Below are 21,960 nucleotides of genomic sequence, written 5' to 3' on the forward strand. Positions count from 1 at the left end.
GGTTCAGCGGTTCTTCGGAGGTTCTTCCCGCGTCAGCCGCAGCCGGATGTCCGCGAAGTGGTAGGGCGCCCAGGGGCCGGTGAACTGGAACGTCAGCATCGCGTGGTTCGCGGCGAGCGACTTGACCCGCGAGTCGAAGGCGGCCTCGCGCTCGCGGGCCACGAGGAAGACGGCGTTGAGCATCATCCGCTCGCCCACGGGGCTCACCACCCGGGCCGCCGCGGCTACGGGCCGCAGGGCGTCCACCAGCGCCTCGCCCTCCCGCCGCGCCCGCTCCTGAAGTGCCCCCTCCAGCTTGCGCGCGTACTCCAGGTGGCCAGGACTGCCCGGAGGCTGGAGCGCCAGGTGCCCCAGCTCCGCGTCCGCCAGCTCCAGCTCGCGGGCCACCCGGTCCTGGTCCCAGAGCACCTTGAGCCCCAGCTCGACGTGCCCCTCCAGCCGCGTCAGCACGCCGCTGAGGGCGTCATGCGCCGCGCGCAGCAGCTCCGTGACGTCCTCGGGGGAGGGGAAGGTGAGGCCAAAGGCCGTGGGCAGCAGCGTGTGCTCGCGCATCACCGCCTCCTGCACCCGGTGGTGCGTCAGCACGTTGTCGCGCGTCGGGTCCGGCACCCCCAGGGGGCCCTTCGAGACGACGGCGCCCAGCCCCCGGTACACGAGGGTGCTCACCTCGGCGGGGGGCACGCCCAGCCCGATGGGGCCAAAGCGCAGCGCTTCCTCCGTGCGCAGCACGCCATAGACATAGACGCCGTGCGCCGGGATGAGCCCTTCGGACGCGGGAAGCGCGGCGCGAAGGGGCTCGGGCTCGGCGACGGGGCGGGGAGGATCGACGGCCGGGGGCGGCTGGCGCTTCGCCGGACGCTTGGCGGTTCGGGAACTTCCTTTCCGGACGGGGGGCCGGGCCATGTCTCACCGAGCCGGAAGCGTCTTGCGCCCTGCCAGCATCCGCTTCACTTCCTCCACCAGGGCATCGGGCAGACAGGGCTTGATGACGAAGGAGTCGCACCCGGCGTCCTGGGCGCCTCCGGGCTGGCCCGTCAGCGCGTGGCCCGTCAGCGCCACCACGGGGATGGTCTTCGTGCGCTCGTCGTTCTTGAGCCGGCGCGTGGCCTCCCAGCCGTCGATGACGGGCAGGGACAGGTCCATCAGGATGACGTCCGGCAGCAGCTCGAAGGCCTTGTCCAGCGCCTCGGCGCCATTCTTCGCCTCGGCCACCCGGAAGCCGGAGAACTCCAGGTACTCCGCATACATCTCGCGTGCATCCTGGTAGTCGTCGACGACCAGGACGAGCGGCTTGAGGCCTTCGCCAGGGAGATTACTCATGTGCGCCTCGTGCGCCGGGGTAGGTGCAGTGTGAAGGTGGAGCCCTGGCCCAATGCGCTTTGAACGGTGATGCGTCCTCCCAGCATCGCCGCCAGGCGACGGCAGATGGACAGGCCCAGGCCTGTGCCGCCATACGCGCGCGTGGGGGAGCTGTCCACCTGCTGGAAGTCCTCGAAGATTTTCTCCTGGTGTTCCGGCGCGATGCCGATGCCGGTGTCCTTCACGGAGATGAGCACCAGCGACAGCGGCGCCTGGTACTCGGCCGTCACCTGGATGGAGCCCTCGTGGGTGAACTTGAGCGCATTGGACAGGAGGTTGAGGACGATCTGCTTCACCTTCTGCCGGTCGCTGTGCACCTCCGGGAGCTTGGCGGGCAGGGCGGTGTCCACCCCGAGCTTCGTGCGCGCGATGATGGGATCCAACTCCGCCATCACCTCCTGGAGGAGCTCCGGCATCTCGAAGTCCGACAGGTTGAGCGGCATCCGGCCCGCTTCGATGCGGGTGATGTCGAGAATCTCGTTGATGACCTGGAGCAGGTGCCGCCCGTTGGAGTCGATGCGCTGCAGGTTGCGCTTCTGCGTGGGCATCATCTCCCCGGACACCCCCTGGAGCAGCATGTTGGTGTAGCCGAGGATGGCGTTGAGCGGGGTGCGGAACTCGTGGGACATGTTGGCCAGGAACTGGGACTTGGCCGCGCTGGCCTGCTCGAGCTGGAGCGCCTGCCGGCGCAGCTTCTCGTTCTGCTCGGCCAGCTCCGCGGTGGCCGTGTGGACCTTGGCCTCCAGCTCGCTGGAGGCCGTCTTGAGCTGCTCCAGCAGCCGGGCCTTCTCGCGCGTCTCGGTCCGGTCGTTGAGCAGGGTGACGATGGAGGCCGTCTCCCCCTGATCCGTGAGGACCTTGCTGGCCACGGCCTCCATGGGCAGGGGCGCGCCCGTGGAGGGCTCCACCAGCTGAAGCTCGCCGCGCCAGCGCCGGGCGCCCCCCTGGGACAGCAGGTGGGAGAGGAACGAGGAGAAGTGCGCGTCGTTGGTGCGCACGCGGCGCCGGGCCGCCTCGCCGCTGTCCGCGGGGGTGGAGAAGAGCCGCTCGGCCGGATCATTCATCAGCACCATTCTCCCGGACGGGTCCGTGAGGATGATGGGGTTGGGCACCGAGTCGAGGATGAGGTCCAGGCGCAGCCGCTCCGAGCGGGCCTCCTGCTCCGAGGCCCGCAGCCGCCGGTAGCTCTCGCCGAGCGCCTGGGTGGCGCGGCCCAGGTCCGTCACGTTGCGCAGCACGCTCATCACCCCCTGCACGCCATCGGCCTCGCGCATGGGGGTGGTGACCAGCTCGAAGAGCAGGTCCGTGCCCTGCTGCGGGTCAACGAGGGACAGCTCGCGCCGGCGCACGGTGGAGGCCCCCCCGGTGGCGGCGCTGGCCAGCGCGGTGGTGAACAGGTGCTGGTTGAGCTCCACCGCCCGGCGGTGCCCCTCGCTGGCGCCCGCCTCCGCCACCAGCAGCTCGCGGGCCCGCGCGTTGGCGATGCGCAGGTGCCCTGCCTCGGTGGTGAACAGCAGCGGATCGGTGACCGCGTCCAGCAGGCGCATCAGGATGACCTGGTCCGCGGAGGCGGCCGGCGTTCCTGCGGGTGACGGCTCCTCGGGCAGGGGGCTGGAGGGCATCAGGGGCGCGGGGGAGGACACGGCGCTACGCTCCGGTCCCCGTCATGCCGGAAGGCGGCGCGGGCGGCTCCAGGTGGGTGTCCACGGCCTCGACGGTGATGTGGAGCGTGTCCGGGCCGGACAGGGGGCCTGTCCGCGGCGCGTTCGGGCGCACGTCGAACCGGATGCCCTGATCCAGGACACGGTCAAGGATGTCGACGAGGCTGGTGATTCCGGGGTTTCGTGCGACAGGCATCCGGGACTCCCGCGGGAGGTGGCCCGCGCTCCTTTCATAGCGCGTCATAGCGCGCCCGGCCCGGGGGACCCCACGGTTTTGGCAAAGGTCCGCAAATGGCCAACACCTGGGAGTCCACTCTGTTGCCTCGCACACACCGGCCCCAGGCCGGGGCCCGCCGCGAGCAGCCAGGGAAGCAGGCCCCGGCACGCGCCTTACCGGCCTCCGGGGGCATCCCTAGCCTTGGGGCATGAAGGAAGAGCGAATCAACCCCTCTCTCTGGACAACGACCGCGCACGGCAGACGCTTCCCGGTGTTGCCCGGAGACGTGACGGTCGACGTGGTGGTCATCGGAGGCGGCATCGCCGGCCTCACCACCGCCTGGTTGTTGAAGAAGGCGGGAAAGAGGGTGGCCGTTCTGGAGATGAACCGGATTCTCACCGGCCAGACGGGACAGACCACCGCTCACCTCACGGAGCTGCTCGACACCCCGTACGACACGCTGCGCTCGGACTTTGGCGAGCGGGGCGCGCGCATGGCTGCCGCCTCCAGCCGGGCTTCCATCGAGCAGATCGCCTCGATCGTGAAGGAGCTGAACATCGACTGTGGCTTCCAGCGGCTGCCCCTGTACCGCTACGCGGAGACCGACGCGCAGCTGCGCGAGCTGGAGAAGGAAATCACCGCGGCGCAGGAGGCGGGGCTGATGGTCCGCTTCACCCGCGACACGCCGCTGCCCCTGCCCGTGAAGGGGGCGCTGCGGCTGGAGGACCAGGCGCAGTTCCACCCGCGCCAGTACCTGCTGGCGCTCGCCGAGCACATCGAGGGGGACGGCTGCTACATCTTCGAGGACACGCGCGTGGTGGACGTGCAGGACGGCACGCCGTGCCGCGCCGTCACGGACCGGGGCACCGTCACGGCCGGGGACGTGGTGGAGGCGACCCACAGTCCGCTCAACCGCGTCTTCATGCACACGAAGCTCTACCCGTACCGCAGCTATGCGGTGGCCGGTCCGCTGGAAGGGCCCCTGGAGCAGTGCCTCTATTACGACAGCCAGGACCCCTACCACTACATCCGCACCCAGCGCGTGGACGGGGTGAACTACGTCATCGTGGGCGGTGAGGACCACAAGGTGGGGACGGAGGAGGACACGGAGCAGCACTTCGCGGCCCTGGAGGCCTACACGCTGCGGTGTCTGCCCGTCTCGAAGCTCACCCACCGCTGGTCCGGCCAGGTCATCGAACCGGCGGACGGCCTGGCGTACATCGGCCGCAACAGTGCCTCGCACCACACCTGGGTGGCCACGGGCTTCTCGGGCACGGGGATGACGTGGGGGACGCTGTCCGGGATGATCCTCTCGGACCTCATCCTCGGCCGGCAGAACCCGTACGCCGCGCTGTATGACGCCACGCGCGTGAAGGTGCGGGCGGGCGCCAAGGACTTCATCCAGGAGAACGCCGAGGTGGCCTTCCGGTTCGTCGCCGACCGGCTCTCCCGGCCGGACGGGCACGCGCTGTCCGAGGTCGCCCCGGGCGAGGGAAAGATTCTGGAGGTGTCCGGGCAGAAGGTCGCCGTCTACCGCGAGGAGGGTGGCGCCTGCCACGCCGTGTCCCCGGTGTGTACGCACCTGGGCTGCCACGTGCACTGGAACAACGCGGAGCGCTCCTGGGATTGCCCCTGCCATGGCGCCCGCTTCAGCCCCACCGGCAAGGTCCTCAATGGGCCCGCCGTGAAGGATCTCGCATCGAAGAAGCTCCCACCCGAGGCCAGCACATCATCAGATGGAGAGACACCATGAACGCCATTGAACTGCTCGAGGACCAGCACGAAGAGGTGAAGAAGCTGTTCAAGAAGTACGAGGGCCTCAAGGAGGGCGCGGACGCGGAGCGCCAGGAAATCTTCGAGAAGATCGCCGACCGGCTGTCGGCCCACGCCACCATCGAGGAGCTGTACTTCTACCCCTCGGTGAAGGCGGCCCGTACGGAGGACAAGCTGTATGAGGCGGTGGAGGAGCACCTGGCCGCCAAGCGCATCATCGCGGATCTGCTCCAGATGGAGCCGGACAGCGAATACTTCGACGCGAAGATGAAGGTGCTCCAGGAGAGCATCGAGCACCACGTGGAGGAGGAGGAGGAGGACCTCTTCCCGAAGGTGCGCAAGCTCCTGAACGAGGAGCAGCTCCTGGTGCTCGGCATCCAGATGAAGGAGGAGTTCGACGAGCTGATGGAGGCCGAGCCCCGCTACGAGACGCCGATGCAGACGGACGCGGCGGCGCCCCTCTAAGCGGACACGTGCAGTCCTCGCGCGCGGGTGGCACCATGGTGCTCCATGGCTGCCACTTCGCGCGCTGCGGCGTCCTTGCCCGAGTCCTTCACGGTGTCCGCCCGCCGGGCCCTGGCCCGCGCGGACCCCACGCTGGGCGCCCTGATGCGGAAGGTGGGCCCCTTCCGGCTCCAGCTCAAGCCGCTGTTGAGCCCCTTCGAGGCCCTGGCCGAATCCATCGTCTACCAGCAGCTCCACGGCCGCGCGGCCGCCGCCATCTTCGCCCGGCTGTGCGAGCGGGTGGGCAGCGGCGTGGGCCTCACGCCCGAGGCGCTCCTGGCCACCTCCGATGAGTCCCTGCGCGCCGCGGGGCTGTCGGGGGCCAAGGCCGCGGCCTTGAAGGACCTGGCGGAGAAGACCCGGGCGGGCACGGTGCCCTCGCTGGCCCAGGTGCGGCGGCTGAGCGACGAGACGCTCATCGAGCGGTTCACCGAGGTGCGCGGCATCGGCCAGTGGACGGTGGAGATGCTGCTCATCTTCCGGCTCGGCCGGCCGGACGTGCTGCCGGTGGATGACTACGCCATCCGCAAGGCGTTCACGCTGCTCCAGGGGCTGGAGGCCTCGCCCCTGCCGAAGGAGCTGCTGGCCCATGGCGAGCGGTGGCGGCCCTGGCGCAGCGTGGCGAGCTGGTACCTGTGGCGCTCGCTGGAGTTGCCCGAGGTGCAAGAGGCCGCGCGCCGGGCGAAGAAGGACTGAGCCAGCCGCTCCCCCGGCGCTAGGCCGGGCCCGGGGAGGGCCGTGCGGCCCGCAGTCCCCGGAGCGGCAGCAAGAGGAAGAGGAACGCCCCGGAGAGGACCGTGCCCAGGAGAAACGCCTGGGCATAGCTCCAGTGCGCCTCGCCCACGAGCAAGCCGCCGATGGGGCCTCCGGGGGCCTTGCCCAGCACCTCGAGGCTGGCGAACAGCGTGTAGTGGGTGGCGCCGATGCGCGGATCCGTCTGCGACATCATGAAGGCGAACATCACCGTGGTGAGCGCCCCGCCGAAGAACTCCTCGGCCATGGTGACGCCGATGATGCTCGCATCGGACACCCCAAACTGGGCCAGCCACCACCGGCCCGCGAGCGGGAGGATGCGCAAGCTGGCCGTCAGCGTGAGGGCGCCCAGGAGTGGCATCCGCGTGGCGAGCAGCCCCCCGGCGGTGGAGCCCAGCAGCGAGGCGGCCATGCCCCACGTGCCCACCCAGAGGCCAATCCGCGCGGGGGAGATGCCCTCCTGGACCAGGAAGACCTTGTAGAGCACGTCCGAGAGAGACTCGCCGAACTTGTAGGTGGCGATGAAGAGCAGCACCCAGCCGGTGCCCGGCAGCAGGAACACCTGCCGGAGCCGGGAGAGCACCTCGCGCCACGTGGTCCGCTCGCCGGAGTGCTCCCGGGGGGCGGGCTCTCGGGCGAAGGCCGTCACCCCGAAGACGATGAGGCTGAGCACCGCCATGGAGAGGAACAGGCCCCGCCAGCCGATGGACTGGCTGGCCCAGACGAGCAGCCCGCCGCCGGTGAGCATCCCCAGCTTGTAGCCCACCACCTGCGCGGCGTTGCCCAGGCCCATCTCCTCGGGCAGCAGCGAGTCCACCGCGAAGCCGTCCACCGCGATGTCCTGCGTGGCGGCCAGCAGGTTCATCACGAAGATGAGGCCCAGTAGGGAGGGCAGGGCCGTCTCGACGGGAACGAAGGCCGCCAGGGCACAGGTGGCGGCCAGGGCCGCCTGGAGGGGCAGAATCCACGACTTGCGCCGGCCAATACGCGCGGAGCCGTAGCGGTCCACGAGCGGGGCCCAGAGTGCCTTGAACATCCAGGGCAGGGACAGGAGCCCCAGAAAGCCAATGGCGGTGACCGAGACGCCCTGCGTCCGCAGGTAGACGGGCAGGGCGGTGGCCTGGAACCCGAAGGGCATGCCCTGCACGAAGTAGAGCGCGCCCAGCAGGCCCAGCTTGGACGGAAAGCGCTTCACGGCGCGGAGGATGCCCGCGCGTGCTTCATCACCAGCGCCTCCAGCCGGTTGAGCGCCTTGTCCAGCACCTCCATGGAGGGGCCGAAGGACAGGCGCACGTAGGTGCGGAAGCGCGAGGCGCGGGCGCGGCGCTTGCCGGGGTTCACGTCGAAGAACTCGCCCGGCACGCAGATGATCTTCTCGTCCAGGGCGGCCCGGAAGAAGCCCATCCCGTCATTGAGGGGAGGGGGCAGCCCCGCCACGTTGCCCCAGACGTAGAACGTCCCATCCGGCGGCCGGTCCGTGCGGATGCCCAAGCGCTCCAGCCGGGAGTGGAACCGGTCCCGCTTCTCGCGGAAGACGGCGTTGATGGCCATCGTCTCGGCCACCACGGGCCCTTCCTCCAGCAGGGGCAGGGCGGCGCGCTGCAACGGGCGGCTGCCGCCCCCATCCAGGAAGCTGCCCGCGCTGGAGACCGCCTCGATGACCTGGCGGGGCGCGAGGGTCCACGTCATCCGCCAGCCCGGGTAGCGCCAGTTCTTCGTGAGGCCGTCGAAGAGCACCACCGGGTCCCGGTTCACGTCCTCCACGTAGCGCGCGGCGCTCTCGGCGGGCAGGTGCCCGGGGCGCCCCGTCCACACGTAGTGGGAGTAGAACTCGTCGATGAGCAGGGCGCACTCCTGTTCGCGCGCCACGCCCACCCAGCGCGCCAGCTCCTCGCCGTGCACCAGCTTGCCCGTGGGGTTGCAGGGGTTGGAGAAGAGCAGGGCGGACAGGCCGCGCCCCTGCACCTCGCGCCGCAGGTCCTCGTGGGTGAAGGCGTAGCCGCGCTCGCCCTCCAGGAGGATGGGGATGGAGGTGAACGCCTTGAAGACGTCCAGCAGCTCCTCGTAGGCGGTGTAGTCCGGCAGGAAGTGGCCCAGGTTCACCGCCCCCAGGCTGGCCGCGGCGCGGGTGAGGGCCGCGCGGCCGCCTCCGGACAGGCACACGTTCTCCGCGCTGTACTGGCTGGGCATGCCGCGCCGGTAGAGCCGGTTGTACAGGCTGGCGACGGCCTCGCGGACCTCCCACAGCCCCGCCACCGGCGCGTACTCCAGGTCGCCCACGTCCACGGAGACCTGGTCCACCCGGGGCGGGGCCCCGGGCAGCTCGCCGGTCTCGGGCTGGCCCTGCCCCAGGTTGCACCACTCGGAGTCTCCGGGGCGGTAGCCGCGGCGGCTCGCCTCGGTGGTGACATAGATGACGCCCGTGCGCGGCACGGTGCGGAACGCGGGAATGGGTGTTTCTTCGCTCACACCGCGCACGCTACCGGAGGATGGGCCCGGGCGCCCGTCTTCCGTTACTCGCCCAGCGTGGCGCGCAGGAACCAGGTGTGCTTCTCGAACTCGGTGATGGCGCCCGTCAGCAGGTCCACCGTGTCCGTGTCCTGGTGCTGCTCGCCCAGCTTGCGGCTCTCGCGCAGCCCGGCCAGGTACACGTCGAACCGTTCGGCCAGCAACTTCACATGGTCCAGGTCCTTCACCGTCTCCTGCTGGTACTCGGGGATGCGGCTGGCCTTCGCCACGTGCCGGCTGGTGCCGTAGGCCCGGCCGCCCAGCGTCACCGCGCGCTCGGCGATGGCGTCATTGTGGTTCGACAGGCTCACCGCGAAGGTCTCGAACAGCGGGTGCAGCGCGGCGAACTGGGGACCCTTGATGTTCCAGTGGGCCACCTTGATCTGGCTGTGCAGGTCCAATCCATCCGCCAGGCGCTCGTTGAGCGAAGCGGCGAGGGGAGCGCGGACCTGCTCGGAGAGGGGGCTGGGGCTGCGGTACATGGTTTCGTCCTTTCGTGGGGCAGGAAGGGCTGCGTCCTGAATGCAAGGTTGGATGCGCGAGGCCCAAAAACAGAGCGCCCCCAGGTGCATTCACCTGGAGGCGCTCTTGAACAGCCCGGCTCAGCGGGGCTTATGACTCCAGGCCCACCGCCGCGGCATGGATGACCGAGGCGATACGGACCGCGTCGTGCACCTGGTCCTCCGAGAGGCCGCCTTCGATGACGACCTTCTCGTGGGACTGCACGCACATCTCGCAGCCGTTGATGGCGCTGACGGCCAGGCAGACCAGCTCGAAGTCCACCTTGTTCGTCAGAACCTGCGCCAGACGGTTCATCCGCAGCCCCGGGCGCTTGGTCGAGTAGGACTCCTTCCCGATCATGTGCCGGAACCGGTAGTACACGTTGTTCATCCCCATCAGGGAGGCCGCCGCGCGGGCGTCCTCGATGACGGGCTCGGCGTTGGCCAGGGCCTTCTTCGCCTCGTTGACGATGGCCTCCTTCACCCGCTCATTCCGGGCGGCGAAAGCGCACGCAACGGCCACACCCCAGCGCTGCTCGGGGGTGAGGCTGCCACCCTCCAGGACGGCCTGGAGGTTGAGGCGGGTGTCCTTGTGGGCATCCGCGAGCTCGCCGCGGATGACTTCGAGCGAGGCCATGGTGGATTACCCCGCCTTCGCCAGCTTCGAGGTGAGGGTCTCCTCACCCTTCTGCCAGTTGCAGGGGCACAGCTCGTCGGTCTGGAACGCGTCCAGGGTGCGCACCACCTCGGAGACGTTGCGGCCCACCGACAGGTCGTTCACCGACACGTGGCGGATGATGCCCTCGGGGTCGATGATGAAGGTGGCGCGCAGCGCCACGCCCTCCTCCTTGTGGAGGATGCCCAGCGCGTTGCACAGCTCGTGCTTCAGGTCCGCCAGCATGGGGAAGGGCAGGTTCTTCAGGTCCGCGTGGTGCGTGCGCCACGCGTGGTGCACGAACTCGCTGTCGGTGCTCAGGCCGAGCACCTGCGCGTCGCGGTCATTGAAGTCCTTGTTCTTCTTCCCGAACTCGGCGATCTCGGTCGGGCAGATGAAGGTGAAGTCCTTGGGCCACGCAAACAGGATGATCCACTTTCCCTTGTAGGTGTCCTGGTTGATGGTCGCGAACTCCTTGCCCTTCTCGAGGCTCACGGTGGCCTTCACGGAGAAATTGGGAAGCTTGTCGCCAACGGTCAGCATGGTGTGTGACTCCTCGGGGGGTAAGGGCCCGTCCCCAAGACGGGCCGAAAGTTGATGCGTCAGGTACCACTAGAGCAGGGGTCGTGCCAGAAAAACGGCCTCAATCTATTCAAGAGGTTACGCGAGCAGCCTCTCAAAAAGCCCCGCCGGGAAGGTGAATAACGGCATCTCGGTGCGCTTTGCCACTGCAATTTCGGTGGCCACCGACTATTCGTGTGCCATGGTGGACGATTCCAAGGCCATGGTTGCCTCCGCTCCGGGACTCCTGGAGGACAAGGACTTGCTGGAGCTGGCCAGTGCCGAGCCCTCCGTGACGGAGCTGCTCCGGCGGGGCTTGGACTGGGTAACGCGCATCGCCCGCTTTGATCTGGCGACGCTCTTTCTTTTGAAAAATGCCCGCCTGGTGGCCGTGGCTGCGCGCGGGCCGCTGGCCAACGCCCAGGTGCGGGGCCACGTGCTCGAGCTGGCGCGCTTTCCCCAGGTCCGCCAGGCCCTGGAGACGCGCCGGGCGCGCGCCTTCACGGAGGAGGACCACACGGGGGAGGGCGACCCGTTCGACGGGGTGCTGGACCTGCCGCCGGGCCACTCCTGCATGGTGGTGCCGCTGTGCTCGGGCGAGCGGTGCTACGGCGTGCTCACCCTGGACCGGGCCGAGTGCGAGACGTACGCCCCCTCGGTGGTGGAGCTCGTCGAGGTGTATGGGCAGATCCTGGCCACCGCCCTCCAGAGCGCCGAGCAGCGGGCCGTCCTGGAGCGGATGCACCGGCAGGACCGCGAGCACGCGAAGCTGCTGGAGTCCGAGCTGGGCGGGGACTCGGAGGGCATCCTCGAGTCGAGCCTGAGCCCGGTGATGAGGGACCTGGCGCGGCGGGCCCGCCAGGTGGCGGAGACGGACACGCCGGTGCTGCTCCTGGGAGAGACGGGCACGGGCAAGGAGCGCCTGGCCCGGGCCATTCACCGCTGGAGCGCCCGGGCGGACCAGCCCTTCGTCACCCTCAACTGCGCGGCCATTCCGGCGGGCCTGTTGGAGAGCGAGCTCTTCGGCCACGTGAAGGGCGCCTTCACCGGGGCCATCAAGGACCGGGCGGGCCGCTTCCAGATGGCCCACCGGGGCACGCTGCTCTTGGACGAGATTGGCGAGCTGCCGGTGGACCTGCAGGCGAAGCTGCTGCGCGCGCTGCAGGAGAAGACCTTCGAGCCGGTGGGCAGCGACCGGGTGGTGCGCGCGGAGGTGCGCATCCTGGCGGCCACGCACGTGGACTTGCTGCAGGCCATCTCCCAGCGGCGCTTCCGGGAGGACCTCTACTACCGGCTGAGCGTCTTCCCGTTGCGGCTGCCCCCGCTGCGGGAGCGGCGGGAGGATCTGTCACAGCTGTGCGCCTTCCTGCTGGAGGAGCAGGCCCGGCGCACGGGGCGGCGGGGCATGCGGGTGACACCGGAGGGGCTGGCGCGGCTGGCGGCCTACGATTGGCCGGGCAACCTGCGCGAGCTGGCCAATGTCCTGGAGCGCGCCACCATTCTGTCATCGGGATTGGAGCTGGGCCCCCAGGCCTTCGAGCTGCCCACCCGCGCCCCGGTGGAGGCCCCCGCGACACTTCCTCCGGTGACGGTCTCGGAGGATGTGCCCACCCTGGCCCGGGTGCAGCGCGAGCACATCCTGCGCGTGCTCTCCCTCACCAAGGGCCGCATCTACGGCCCGGGCGGGGCGGCGGAGCTGCTGGGGCTCAAGCCCTCCACGCTCCAGAGCCGGATGAAAAAGCTTGGTATTGCGCGTCAGGATCAATTCGTCATCGAAGGTCCACGTTGACCCGGCTGGGTGAAAACAGCCCTGTGAAACATCGCTCGTGAGTCTGGAACGCCCCGTGAGCCTTCACGCCGGGGCGCGAAACGGCAAGGGGACTGGCTGCCTTTGACGGGCGGGTAGGGCTACACTCCCGCCCGCCTCTCGAACAGCGCGGCAAGCCGCCGCCGCGCGTGAACGAGGGGAATGCCACGCCACCCCTTGAGGGCCTGCTGTATGAAAAGTCTCGCAGCGACCTATGCCATCCTGGGCAGCTTCCTCTGGGCTCCGGTGAGCCTGGCGGACACGGCTGAGTTCGCCACCACCGTGCAGAAGCGCTTCACCACGCAGGAAGACTTCGCCCAGGGCAGTGCCTCGGGCCTCAAGCCCAGCGAGGCCACGCCCGGCCAGCTCGAGCTCCAGTTCGGCCCGCCGTATCTGTGGATTGGCAATCCCAGCATGGGCTACGTCCTCAAGACCGATGCGCGCACGGGCAGGCCCGTGGCCTGGTACCACTCCGTGCTGCTCAAGAACTGGGACCAGTCGGCCCCGGCGGTGAGCCCCCTGAGCAGTGGGTGCAATTACCCCTCCGTGGCGGCGGTGAACGCGGCCGGAGATGCCTTCGTCGTCAACCGCGGCAATTGCCCCGGAACGTATGCCTCCATCACGAAATACGCGGGCTCCCTGTCCGCGTGCGTGGACCGCAACGGCAACGGGGTGATTGATACATCGTTCGATGAGAACGGCGACGGCGTCATCAACCTGAACAATCCCCGCGAGTTTCCCGGCCAGGGCGACGAGTGCATTCTCTGGACGAAGAACTACGCGGATGTGGATGACCCGGGCCGCTCGCTCGTGGTGGACAAGGATCAGAACCTCTGGGCCGCGGGCTATACCAGCGCGAAGCTCTACCAGATCAGCGGTCAGACGGGCGCGGTGCTGCAGACCATCCACCTCAAGGCGGACACGGAGGTGGCGCAGATCCAGGGGCTGGCCATCGGGCCTGGAGGTTTTCTCTACGCCTCGGACGCGTCGCCGCAGCGGCAGGTCCGGAAGATTGCTCTCTCCGCGGCGAGCGGCGTCCACGTGGTGGATTCGGTCATCACCCCGGTGCCCACGACGGGCATCAGCGTGGATGCCAGCGGCGCGGTGTGGGCGGGCGCGGAGTCCGACTCGGTCACCGGGCCGCTGCGCGTGGACTTCACGGCGCACCGGGCCGATCCGGTGGGCAGTGGCTGCACGGGCCGCTCGCGCGCAACGGCGGTGGATGCCCAGGGCCGCGTCTGGGTGGCGTGCTGGTCCAGCCGGCGGCTGATGGGAATCGGGCCGCATGGGGGTGTGCTGGGCACGTGGACGTTGAGCGAGCGTCCCGAGGGGGTCGCCGTGGATTCGAACGGGAAGATCTGGCTCAACTCCGGCGCCAGCCCCTCCGTCTTGTGGAAGGTGGATCCGGCGGTGCCGCAGACTGTCCAGAGCTTCCTGGCGGGCACCGCTCCGCTGTCGGTGGGGGACGTGACGGGCTACCAGCACCACCACTTCATCCGCAGCGAGGGCAGTTGGAGCGTGATTCACGACAGCGCCCAGGCCTCCAAGACCTGGGGCCACGTCACCTGGAACACGGAAGCGGAGGGGGCCGGGCCGACAGACAGCATCACCGTGCAGATCCGCGCGGCGAACACCCGGGAGGCCCTGCCCTCCCTGAGCTTCAATACCGTGGTGAACAATCAGCCTGTCGAGGCGATCAGTGGGCGTTTCATCGAGGTGAAGGTGTCTCTGCGGACGGGAAACTTCGGTGGCGCCCCGGTGCTCAGCGACCTGACGCTCTATTCGTTCAACCATCCCCCCGTGGCCCAGTGCCTGGCCCAGAACGTGTGTGCCGGTCCGGCGTGCGTGGCCGAGGCCCAGATCGACAACGGCTCGTACGATCCCGATGACGACAGCCTCTCCTATTCCTACTCGCCCGCGGGCCCCTATTCGATTGGCCAGCGCACGGTGGCGCTCACGGTCTCCGACGGGAGCAAGACGGACAGCTGCTCCGCGGCCGTGCGCGTGCGGGATTGCGAGCCACCCTCGATCGTCTGCGCGGCGCCCTCGGTGTTCGAGTGTACGGGCAATGAGTCCGCTCAGGTGACGCCCGCGGGGGCTCAGGCGACGGACCAATGCTCCGCGGTGAGCGTGAGCGGCCCGGGTGCGGCGGCGTATCCCCTGGGCAGCACGCCCCTGACGTACCAGGCGCGGGATGCGGCGGGCAACACGGCCACCTGCAGCACCACGGTCGAGGTGCAGGACACGCTGGCCCCATCGATTGACTGTCCCTCGCCCGTCACCGCCGAATGTGTGGCGGGAGGCGCCTCGAGCGAGGGCGTGGGCGACGCGATCTCTCGCGACCAGTGCTCCCCCGTGGAGATGGTGCGCCCGGCGCCCGTACGGGTTCCGGTGGGCAGCGAGGTGTCCTTGACGTTCGCCGCGCAGGACACCTCTGGGAACAGGGCGGCTTGCTCCACCCCCTTCAAGGTAGAAGACACCCAGGCGCCCACCGTCACGCTCAACGGGCAGGCCCTGGAGCGCGTGGAGTGTGGTTCGTCCTTCGGTGACGCGGGGGCCACGGCGAGCGATGTCTGCGCGGGCAACCTGAGCGCCCAGGTGGTGGCCACCGGCACCGTCAACCCCGCCCAACTGGGAAGCTACTCCGTGCGCTACGGCGTGACGGATCCGGCTGGGAACCCGGCCGCTTCCGTCTCCCGCACGGTGGTGGTCGAAGACACCGTGGCCCCCGTTCTCGTGCTTTCAGGACTGGCCCAGCAGATGCTGGAGTGTGGGGATGCCCACGTGGATCCGGGCGCTGCCGCCACCGATGTGTGCGCGGGTGACTTGACCCAGGCCGTGGTGCGCGGCGGCGCGCTCGATCCCCTGCAGCCCGGCCAGTACGTGCTGACGTACACCGTCGAGGATCCGTCCCAGAATGCGGCGGCCCCCGTGACGCGGACGGTCTCCGTGGCCGATACCCAGGCCCCGTCCCTGCTGCTCACGGGTTCAAGCAACGTGCCCCTGGAATGTGGCTCCGCGTACATGGACCCCGGCGCTCAGGCGATGGACATGTGTGTGGGAGATCTCACCAGCGCCATCCATGTGCTGGGCTCCGTCGATGCCTTCATGCTGGGCGCCCAGACGCTGACTTACCGGGTGGTGGATCTCTCGGGCAATGAGGCCTCGCCGGTGAGCCGCGTCATCACCGTGTCCGACACGCAGCCTCCCGTGGTGGCGCTGCGCGGCGCGGCCCAGGCCTCGCTGGAGTGTGGGGAGGCCTTTGGGGATCCCGGTGCCAGTGCGCACGATGCCTGCGCCGGTGACCTGAGCGGGCAGATCTCGAAGACGGGCCAGGTGGATACGCGGAAGCCGGGGGCCTATGCGCTCCAGTACGGCGCCGTGGACGCCTCGGGCAACAGCACCGTGGCGACGCGAACGGTGACGGTGACGGACTCGGCCCCCCCGGTTCTCCAACTGGTGGGACCGGCCTCGCTGGCTCAGGAGTGTGCCACGCCGTTCACCGACCCCTCGGCCACGGCGTTCGATGCCTGCCTGGGGGATGTGAGCCAGCGCATCACCGTTTCCGGCACGGTGAACACGGCCCAGCCGGGAGCCTACGTGCTGACCTACAACGCGGCGGATACCGTGGGGAACGCCGCGGTGCCTGTGCAGCGCACCGTGCAGGTGACGGACTCCGAGAAGCCCTCGCTCGTCCTCAAGGGCGTCAATCCCGTGGCCCTCGAGTGCAACCGGGACACGTACACCGAGCCGGGCGCGACGGCGGTGGACCGGTGTGCCGGGGACCTGTCGGCGTCCATCTCCATCCAAGGGGATGCCGTCAACCCCAGCATCCCCAGGGATTACGCCGTCACGTACCGGGCCGTGGATGGGGCGGGCAATGCCGCCACGGCGGTGCGCAACGTCCGTGTCCAGGACACGCTGGCCCCGTCGCTCTTCCTCAACGGTGCTTCCGCCCCGGTGCTGGAGTGCAAGGCGAGCACCTTCACCGACGCGGGCGCCACCGCGCAGGACCTGTGCTCTGGCAACCTGTCGGGCGCCATCACCGTCACGGGCAGCGTGAACACGGCCGAGCCGGGCGCCTACCCGGTGACCTACCGCGTGCAGGATGGCCAGGGCCTCTGGGCGGAGAAGACGCGGAACGTGAGGGTGGCGGACACGCGCCGGCCGGTCATCACCTTGCTGGGCAGCGGCACGCCCGTGGTGGAGTGCACGCGCGGGACCTTCGTGGACCCGGGCGCGACGGCCACGGACCTGTGCGCGGGCGACCTGTCCGGGAAGATCACCGCCACGGGCGCCTCGAAGATCACCGGACCGGGCACCTATCCCATCACCTACACCGTGAAGGATCCGTCCGGGAACGCCGCGCTGACCGTCACGCGCACCGTCAAGGTCCAGGACACGCTGCCCCCGTCGCTCACGGTCAACGGCGCGTCCAAGATGACCTTGGAGTGCAAGCAGGACACGTACACCGAGCTGGGCGCCACGGCGCAGGACGCATGCGACGGGCCGCTGACCTTCGCCACCTATGGCAGCGTCAACACCCAGTCGGTGGCGATCTACTCCGTGCAGTACCAGACCCACGACTCGAGCCACCGGTACGTCAGCGCCACGCGGACGGTGGAGGTGGTGGACCGGCTGCCGCCCACGCTCACCCTCAACGGCCCCACTGCCCTGCATCACGAGTGCGCGAGCGGCTCCTATGTCGATCCGGGCGCCACCGCGTCCGACGTCTGCTACGGGGAGCTGTCGTCCTCCGTGGTCATCGACCACAACGTGAATGCCTGGGTGCCCGCCACCTATCAGGTCACGCTCAACGTGCAGGATGGGACGGGCCTCAAGGCGCCCACGCTCACCCGGACGGTGACCGTGGCGGATACCCAGGCCCCGGTGCTGGCGTACCGCCAGGTGGTGCTGTCTCCGGCGAACCAGGGGATGCACACGCTCTCGCTGGACAACTGCGCGACCGCTCAGGACCAGTGCGATGGGTGGTCGGACATCAACACCGGGAACATCGTCTCCATCTACAGCGACGAGCCGGAGGAGGCCCCGGGCGATGGCGATGGCGCCACCCAGCAGGACATCGTCATCACCGGGAAGAACACCTTCAGCGTGCGGGCCGAGCGCCAGAGTGGGGGCAATGGGCGCGTCTACGGGGTGAACTTCACCCTCAAGGACAGGACCGGCAACACCCGCGCGGGCCTGTGCACGATTCAGGTTCCCGCCGAGGGAGGCACGGCGGTCGATAACGGGCCCGGCAGTGGCTACACCGTGACGGCCCCAGCCGAGGCGCCTCTGGCAAGCCGCGTCACGCCTTGAGACTTCCTGACGCAGTGAGATAAACAGCGGCCGGTGTTCTGCCCAGAACACCGGCCGTATTTGCGTTCAGGCCTCGAAATCTTGCAGAGTGAGAAAGCAAGGGAAAACCAGACCATCTTGGGCGCGGCAATGTTCCTTTTTCGGACAAGCCCCCAACCGCTGGTGAAAAGGCCTCTGCGCTGAAGTGCGCAGGGGTAGGGAAGGGCCCCCACTGAACCGGAAATTCGATTTAAGCGAGAAATATTCCGCTTGCCTGCCTCCAGCAAAGGAGGAAAATTGCCGGAGTATTGAAGAGCTATCGCTCGATATGAGAATACTTGCAAATCCGCCTCGGCACATTGCGCCCACATGCTCGTCTGCGGGTGAATTCACTCTTCTTTTGAAGCCGTCGTACTTCCGTCCTGGGGGACGTTCCGCATGAAACCAATAGGCGTATGGGGAACTTCGCTGGTGCTGGCCGCGCTGGCGTCCAGTTCCTGCGAAAAGGAGCAGAGTGCGCCGCTGAAGCAGCCGACCCCGGCGGCAGCGCGCACTGCTCACCAAGAAGTCAATTCCAGCAAGAAGGTGCTGATTCTCGGCACCACCGTCACCGGCGGCGCGTCCAGCCGTGAGGCGCAGGCCGCGGCGAACCTCGGCTATCCAGCGACGGTGGTCACTCCCGAGCAGTGGCGTGCGATGACGCCGGAGCAGTTCCAGGAGTACGCCGGCATCATCATCGGCGACGCGGCGTGCCAGGGCGGCGAGAGCGCCTTCCAGGCCGCAGTCGACAACCGCAACATCTGGGGTGCCGCGGTCGACGGCGACGTGGTCATCAGCGGCTCGGACGCGACGAACAACGGCACGCCTCAGTTCATCGAGAACATCGTCTCGACCATCGTCTCCAAGCAGATCTCCTCGCGGACCGGTATGTATATCTCGCTGGGCTGCGCCTATCAGGACGCGGCTCCGGGAACGCCGGTGCCCCTGCTGGAGCCCTTCGGTTCGTTCACCGTGGCCGGCACCGGCTGCTACGCCAATGGGGGACACATCTTCCGGATGCACCCAGAAGGGCTCTCGGACGGGCTCTACGGCAATGATGGCGCGCTGAGCGGGACTGGAGGCTGTGCCACCCGCGTGGTGTTTAGCAGCTACCCGGACAAGACGTTCGCGCCGGTGGCCATCGCCGTGGACGACAGTGGCTCCTTGCCCAACTCGCGTGAGTATTGGGACTTCCTCATGGAGGACCAGGACTCTTTCAAGACCTTCATCGGCACGCCCTACATCCTGACGCAGGGGGCCATGGCGTACACCACGGGCTGTGGCCAGGGCACTAATGATTCGTACGCCATGTGCGATCAAGGCCCCGAGGGCAACGGAAGGCCGAGAAGCCAGGAAGACGAGCCCGACTATGCTTTCTGCTCGTTCTCCTGCCAGCAGCAATGGTGCGGCGACGGCCGTGTGGACACGGCTCAGGGCGAAGAGTGCGATGACGGCTTCTTCAACGGCCGCACCCGTGACGGCAACGGCAACATCGGGGCCTGCACCGCGTTCTGCAAGATCCCCACCCTCGACACCGAATCTCCTCCTGAAGCCCTCTGCAAGAACCTGGAGCTGGTCGCGGACCTGACGTGCGGCGCGGACGGCAACGTCAACAATGGTTCGTGGGATCCGGATGAGAACCTGGTGGGCTGCAAGCAGAGCCCCATCGGTCCGTATGGGCTTGGCACCACCACCGTCACGCTGACGTGCACGGATACCGAGGGCAACACCGACTCGTGCACCGGCACCATCACGGTGCTCGACCAGAACAAGCCCACGCTGACCCTGGTGGGCAACAACGAGCAGCTCGAGTGCGCTCCGGGCACCTACACGGATCCGGGCGCCACGGCGGCGGATGTCTGTGAGGGAGACCTGACCGGCGCGGTCGCCGTGAGCGGCACGGTGAACCCGGGTGCGGTGGGCCAGTACGAGCTGACCTACAACGTGGAGGACTCCTCGGGCAACGCGGCCACGCCGGTCAAGCGGACCGTGGCGGTGTCCGACACGACGGCGCCGACGCTGGCGCTCAAGGGGCTCGCCAACGACATCGCCGAGTGCGCCTCGCCGTACGCCGATCAGGGCGCTACGGCCAGCGACGTGTGCGCGGGCAACCTCGACGGGGCCATCACCAAGACTGGCTCGGTGGATACCGCCGCGCTGGGCACCTACGCGGTGAAGTACAACGTGCAGGATCCCGAGGGGAACAAGGCCCCGGAAATCAGCCGCATCGTGCAGGTGAAGGACACGCTCAAGCCGGTGGTGACGGTGAACGGTGCGCTCACCCAGAAGTTCGAGTGCGGCAGCGGCGAGTTCAATGACGAGGGCGCCACGGCCAACGATGCGTGTGCCGGACAGCTGGCGACGGATCAGAACGCCGTCGTGAACCCGAACCAGCCGGGCGCGGTGACCATCACCTACAGCGCCACGGACCCGTCCGGGAACACGGGCGTGTCGGCCACGAGCCGCACCGTCACGGTGGAGGACACCCTGCCGCCGACGCTGACGCTGGCGGCGGGCCCCCAGGGCCTGGAGTGCGGCGATGCGTACACGGACCCGGGCGCCACGGCCAACGACCAGTGCGCGGGCAACCTGACCGCTTCCATCCAGAAGACCGGTTCCATCAACAACAAGCAGCTCGGTGCGCAGAAGCTCACCTACAAGGTGTCGGATGCGAGCGGCCACAGCATCACGGCCGACCGCACGGTCACGGTCAGCGACTCGCTCAAGCCGGTCGTCACGGTCACGGGCGCGCTGGACGCGAAGATCGAGTGCGGCAGCGGTCCGTTCAACGACCCGGGCGCTACCGCCAATGACGCCTGCGAGGGCGTGCTGCCCGCGGTGCCCAGCGAGACGGTGGATCCGAGCGTGCCGGGGGCGGTGACGGTCAGCTACAAGGCCACCGACTCCTCGGGCAACGTGGGCGTGTCGGCCACGGGCCGCACCGTCACGGTGGAGGACACCCTGGCGCCGACGCTGGCCCTGAAGCCGGGCGCGTCGACCCTGGAGTGCGGCAATCCGTACGCCGACCCGGGCGCCACGGCCAACGACCAGTGCTACGGCGACCTGACGGGCGCCATCCAGAAGACGGGCACCATCAACCCCAAGCAGCTGGGTGACCAGTCCCTCACGTACACCGTGCAGGATCCGGGCGGCCGCACCGCGGGCCCTGTCACCCGCACGGTGAAGGTGAATGACACCCTGGCTCCGGCCCTCACGGTCCAGGGGCCTGCCAACCAGACGTTCGAGTGCGGCTCCACCTATGTGGATCCGGGCGCCACCGCCAACGACGCGTGCGAGGATGATCTGACGGGTGAGATTGTCTCCACGCGCACGCAGGTGCCGGGCCAGCCGGGCACCTTCACCATCAGCTACAGCGTGAAGGACTCCTCGGGCAACGAGGCCACCGCGCCCGCGGCCCGTACGGTGAAGTCCGATGACAACACGCCGCCGGTGCTGGCGCTCCAGGGCCCTGCCGTTCAGGCTCTTGAGTGCGCCACGCCGTACGCGGACCCCGGTGCCATCGCCAGCGACGTCTGCACCGATGACATCAACGACCGCATCGTCGTGACGGGCACCATCAACAACAAGCTGCTCACCACGCAGACGCTGACCTACAACGTGACGGACATCGCGGGCCTGAGCGCGCCGGCCGTCACCCGCCAGGTGAACGTCTCCGACACCCAGAAGCCGGTGGTGACGGTGACGGGCCCGGGCGCTGTGAACATCGAGTGCGGCAGCGGTCCGTTCAACGACCCGGGCGCTACGGCCAATGACGCCTGCGAGGGCGTGCTGGCCGCGGTGCCGAGCGAGACGGTGAATCCGAGCGTGCCGGGGGCGGTGACGGTCAGCTACAAGGCCACCGACTCCTCGGGCAACGTGGGCGTGTCGGCCACGGGCCGCACGGTCAACGTGCAGGACACCCTGCCGCCGACCCTGGCCCTGAATCCGGGCGCGTCGACCCTGGAGTGTGCCAGTCCGTACGCCGACCCGGGCGCCACCGCCAACGACCAGTGCGCGGGCGACCTGACCAATGCCATCGTCACCACGGGCACGGTGAACAACAAGCAGCTGGGCAGCCACGTGCTGGGCTACAGCGTGACGGACCCCTCGGGCCGCACCGCTTCCGCCAGTCGCACGGTGGACGTGTCCGACACCCTGGCCCCGGTCATCAACGTCACGGGCCCGCTGGAGACCACCTTCGAGTGCGGCTCGCCCTACGTGGACCAGGGCGCGACGGCCGAGGACGCGTGTGCCGGCGCCGTGCCGGTCACCTCCAACCAGGTGGGGGACACCAGCTCGCCGGGCTCCTTCATCATCAGCTACAG

15 protein-coding genes are annotated in these 21,960 nt (G+C 68.8%); 6 read left to right on the top strand and 9 right to left on the bottom strand.

Features of this window, described 5'->3' with window-relative positions:
* Positions 1–3: 3 nt before the first annotated feature.
* The 4 genes from KY661_RS10770 to KY661_RS10785 are packed head-to-tail and all read right to left on the bottom strand — an operon-like array spanning position 4 to position 3,216.
* Positions 4–903 (bottom strand): GvpL/GvpF family gas vesicle protein, encoded by a 900-nt coding sequence (locus KY661_RS10770; protein ID WP_225410108.1) that lies wholly within the window; start codon positions 901–903, stop codon positions 4–6.
* A 3-nt stretch (positions 904–906) separates the two neighbouring features.
* Positions 907–1,320, bottom strand: a complete 414-nt coding sequence (locus tag KY661_RS10775; RefSeq protein ID WP_225410109.1) for a response regulator — start codon at positions 1,318–1,320, stop codon at positions 907–909.
* The gene (locus KY661_RS10780; protein WP_225410110.1) at positions 1,317–3,002 is read right to left on the bottom strand and encodes a PAS domain-containing sensor histidine kinase; all 1,686 of its coding nucleotides are present in this window, start codon (positions 3,000–3,002) and stop codon (positions 1,317–1,319) included. Before KY661_RS10780 ends, KY661_RS10775 begins: the two co-directional genes overlap by 4 nt.
* A 4-nt stretch (positions 3,003–3,006) precedes the next feature.
* Positions 3,007–3,216 (bottom strand): hypothetical protein, encoded by a 210-nt coding sequence (locus KY661_RS10785; RefSeq protein WP_225410111.1) that lies wholly within the window; start codon positions 3,214–3,216, stop codon positions 3,007–3,009.
* 229 nt (positions 3,217–3,445) lie between these two features.
* Here KY661_RS10785 and KY661_RS10790 point away from each other — a divergent pair, with 229 nt between their 5' ends.
* Genes KY661_RS10790 through KY661_RS10800 form a run of 3 tightly spaced genes read left to right on the top strand, consistent with a single transcriptional unit; the run spans position 3,446 to position 6,210 of the window.
* Entirely contained in the window at positions 3,446–4,990 is a 1,545-nt protein-coding gene (locus tag KY661_RS10790; RefSeq protein WP_225410112.1) for an FAD-dependent oxidoreductase, read from the top strand.
* On the top strand, positions 4,987–5,475 hold the full coding sequence (locus tag KY661_RS10795) for a hemerythrin domain-containing protein (protein ID WP_225410113.1): 489 nt from the start codon (positions 4,987–4,989) through the stop codon (positions 5,473–5,475). Before KY661_RS10790 ends, KY661_RS10795 begins: the two co-directional genes overlap by 4 nt.
* A 45-nt stretch (positions 5,476–5,520) precedes the next feature.
* Positions 5,521–6,210 carry a DNA-3-methyladenine glycosylase family protein gene (locus KY661_RS10800; protein ID WP_225410114.1) on the top strand — a complete coding sequence of 230 codons (690 nt, stop codon included), beginning with the start codon at positions 5,521–5,523 and terminating at the stop codon, positions 6,208–6,210.
* A 19-nt stretch (positions 6,211–6,229) separates the two neighbouring features.
* Here the strand turns inward: KY661_RS10800 and KY661_RS10805 are convergent, their stop codons facing one another.
* The 5 genes from KY661_RS10805 to KY661_RS10825 form a co-directional block, all read right to left on the bottom strand.
* Entirely contained in the window at positions 6,230–7,462 is a 1,233-nt protein-coding gene (locus tag KY661_RS10805; protein WP_225410115.1) for an MFS transporter, read from the bottom strand.
* On the bottom strand, positions 7,459–8,736 hold the full coding sequence (locus tag KY661_RS10810) for a pyridoxal phosphate-dependent aminotransferase (protein WP_225410116.1): 1,278 nt from the start codon (positions 8,734–8,736) through the stop codon (positions 7,459–7,461). The genes KY661_RS10805 and KY661_RS10810 overlap by 4 nt, the downstream gene beginning before the upstream one ends.
* A gap of 44 nt (positions 8,737–8,780) precedes the next feature.
* Positions 8,781–9,257 (bottom strand): DNA starvation/stationary phase protection protein Dps, encoded by a 477-nt coding sequence (dps, locus tag KY661_RS10815; RefSeq protein WP_075004656.1) that lies wholly within the window; start codon positions 9,255–9,257, stop codon positions 8,781–8,783.
* A 130-nt stretch (positions 9,258–9,387) separates the two neighbouring features.
* Positions 9,388–9,912, bottom strand: coding sequence for a carboxymuconolactone decarboxylase family protein (locus KY661_RS10820; protein ID WP_093522037.1), 525 nt, complete (start codon positions 9,910–9,912; stop codon positions 9,388–9,390).
* Positions 9,913–9,918: 6 nt separating this feature from the next.
* On the bottom strand, positions 9,919–10,473 hold the full coding sequence (locus tag KY661_RS10825; RefSeq protein ID WP_075004658.1) for a peroxiredoxin: 555 nt from the start codon (positions 10,471–10,473) through the stop codon (positions 9,919–9,921).
* Positions 10,474–10,693: 220 nt separating this feature from the next.
* On the opposite strand from KY661_RS10825, the gene KY661_RS10830 reads away from it, so the two are divergent.
* From KY661_RS10830 to KY661_RS10840, 3 genes are all read left to right on the top strand, one after another.
* On the top strand, positions 10,694–12,280 hold the full coding sequence (locus KY661_RS10830) for a sigma 54-interacting transcriptional regulator (RefSeq protein ID WP_398577174.1): 1,587 nt from the start codon (positions 10,694–10,696) through the stop codon (positions 12,278–12,280).
* Positions 12,281–12,490: 210 nt separating this feature from the next.
* Positions 12,491–17,617, top strand: coding sequence for an immunoglobulin-like domain-containing protein (locus tag KY661_RS10835; RefSeq protein WP_225410117.1), 5,127 nt, complete (start codon positions 12,491–12,493; stop codon positions 17,615–17,617).
* A 564-nt stretch (positions 17,618–18,181) separates the two neighbouring features.
* A partial coding sequence (locus KY661_RS10840; RefSeq protein ID WP_225410118.1) for an immunoglobulin-like domain-containing protein occupies positions 18,182–21,960 on the top strand: 3,779 nt, incomplete at its 3' end.

It is taken from the genome of Allostigmatella hybrida, from assembly GCF_020103775.1.
GTDB classification, from domain to species: domain Bacteria; phylum Myxococcota; class Myxococcia; order Myxococcales; family Myxococcaceae; genus Hyalangium; species Hyalangium aurantiaca.

Excerpts from the sequence above, each read along its gene's own strand:
- KY661_RS10820 (WP_093522037.1), bottom strand. The coding sequence starts at position 9,912 with ATGGCCTCGCTCGAAGTCATCCGCGGCGAGCTCGCGGATGCCCACAAG.
- KY661_RS10795 (WP_225410113.1), top strand. The coding sequence starts at position 4,987 with ATGAACGCCATTGAACTGCTCGAGGACCAGCACGAAGAGGTGAAGAAG.
- KY661_RS10830 (WP_398577174.1), top strand. The coding sequence starts at position 10,694 with ATGGTGGACGATTCCAAGGCCATGGTTGCCTCCGCTCCGGGACTCCTG.
- KY661_RS10785 (WP_225410111.1), bottom strand. The coding sequence starts at position 3,216 with ATGCCTGTCGCACGAAACCCCGGAATCACCAGCCTCGTCGACATCCTT.
- dps (WP_075004656.1), bottom strand. The coding sequence starts at position 9,257 with ATGTACCGCAGCCCCAGCCCCCTCTCCGAGCAGGTCCGCGCTCCCCTC.
- KY661_RS10825 (WP_075004658.1), bottom strand. The coding sequence starts at position 10,473 with ATGCTGACCGTTGGCGACAAGCTTCCCAATTTCTCCGTGAAGGCCACC.
- KY661_RS10770 (WP_225410108.1), bottom strand. The coding sequence starts at position 903 with ATGGCCCGGCCCCCCGTCCGGAAAGGAAGTTCCCGAACCGCCAAGCGT.
- KY661_RS10835 (WP_225410117.1), top strand. The coding sequence starts at position 12,491 with ATGAAAAGTCTCGCAGCGACCTATGCCATCCTGGGCAGCTTCCTCTGG.
- KY661_RS10790 (WP_225410112.1), top strand. The coding sequence starts at position 3,446 with ATGAAGGAAGAGCGAATCAACCCCTCTCTCTGGACAACGACCGCGCAC.
- KY661_RS10775 (WP_225410109.1), bottom strand. The coding sequence starts at position 1,320 with ATGAGTAATCTCCCTGGCGAAGGCCTCAAGCCGCTCGTCCTGGTCGTC.
- KY661_RS10800 (WP_225410114.1), top strand. The coding sequence starts at position 5,521 with ATGGCTGCCACTTCGCGCGCTGCGGCGTCCTTGCCCGAGTCCTTCACG.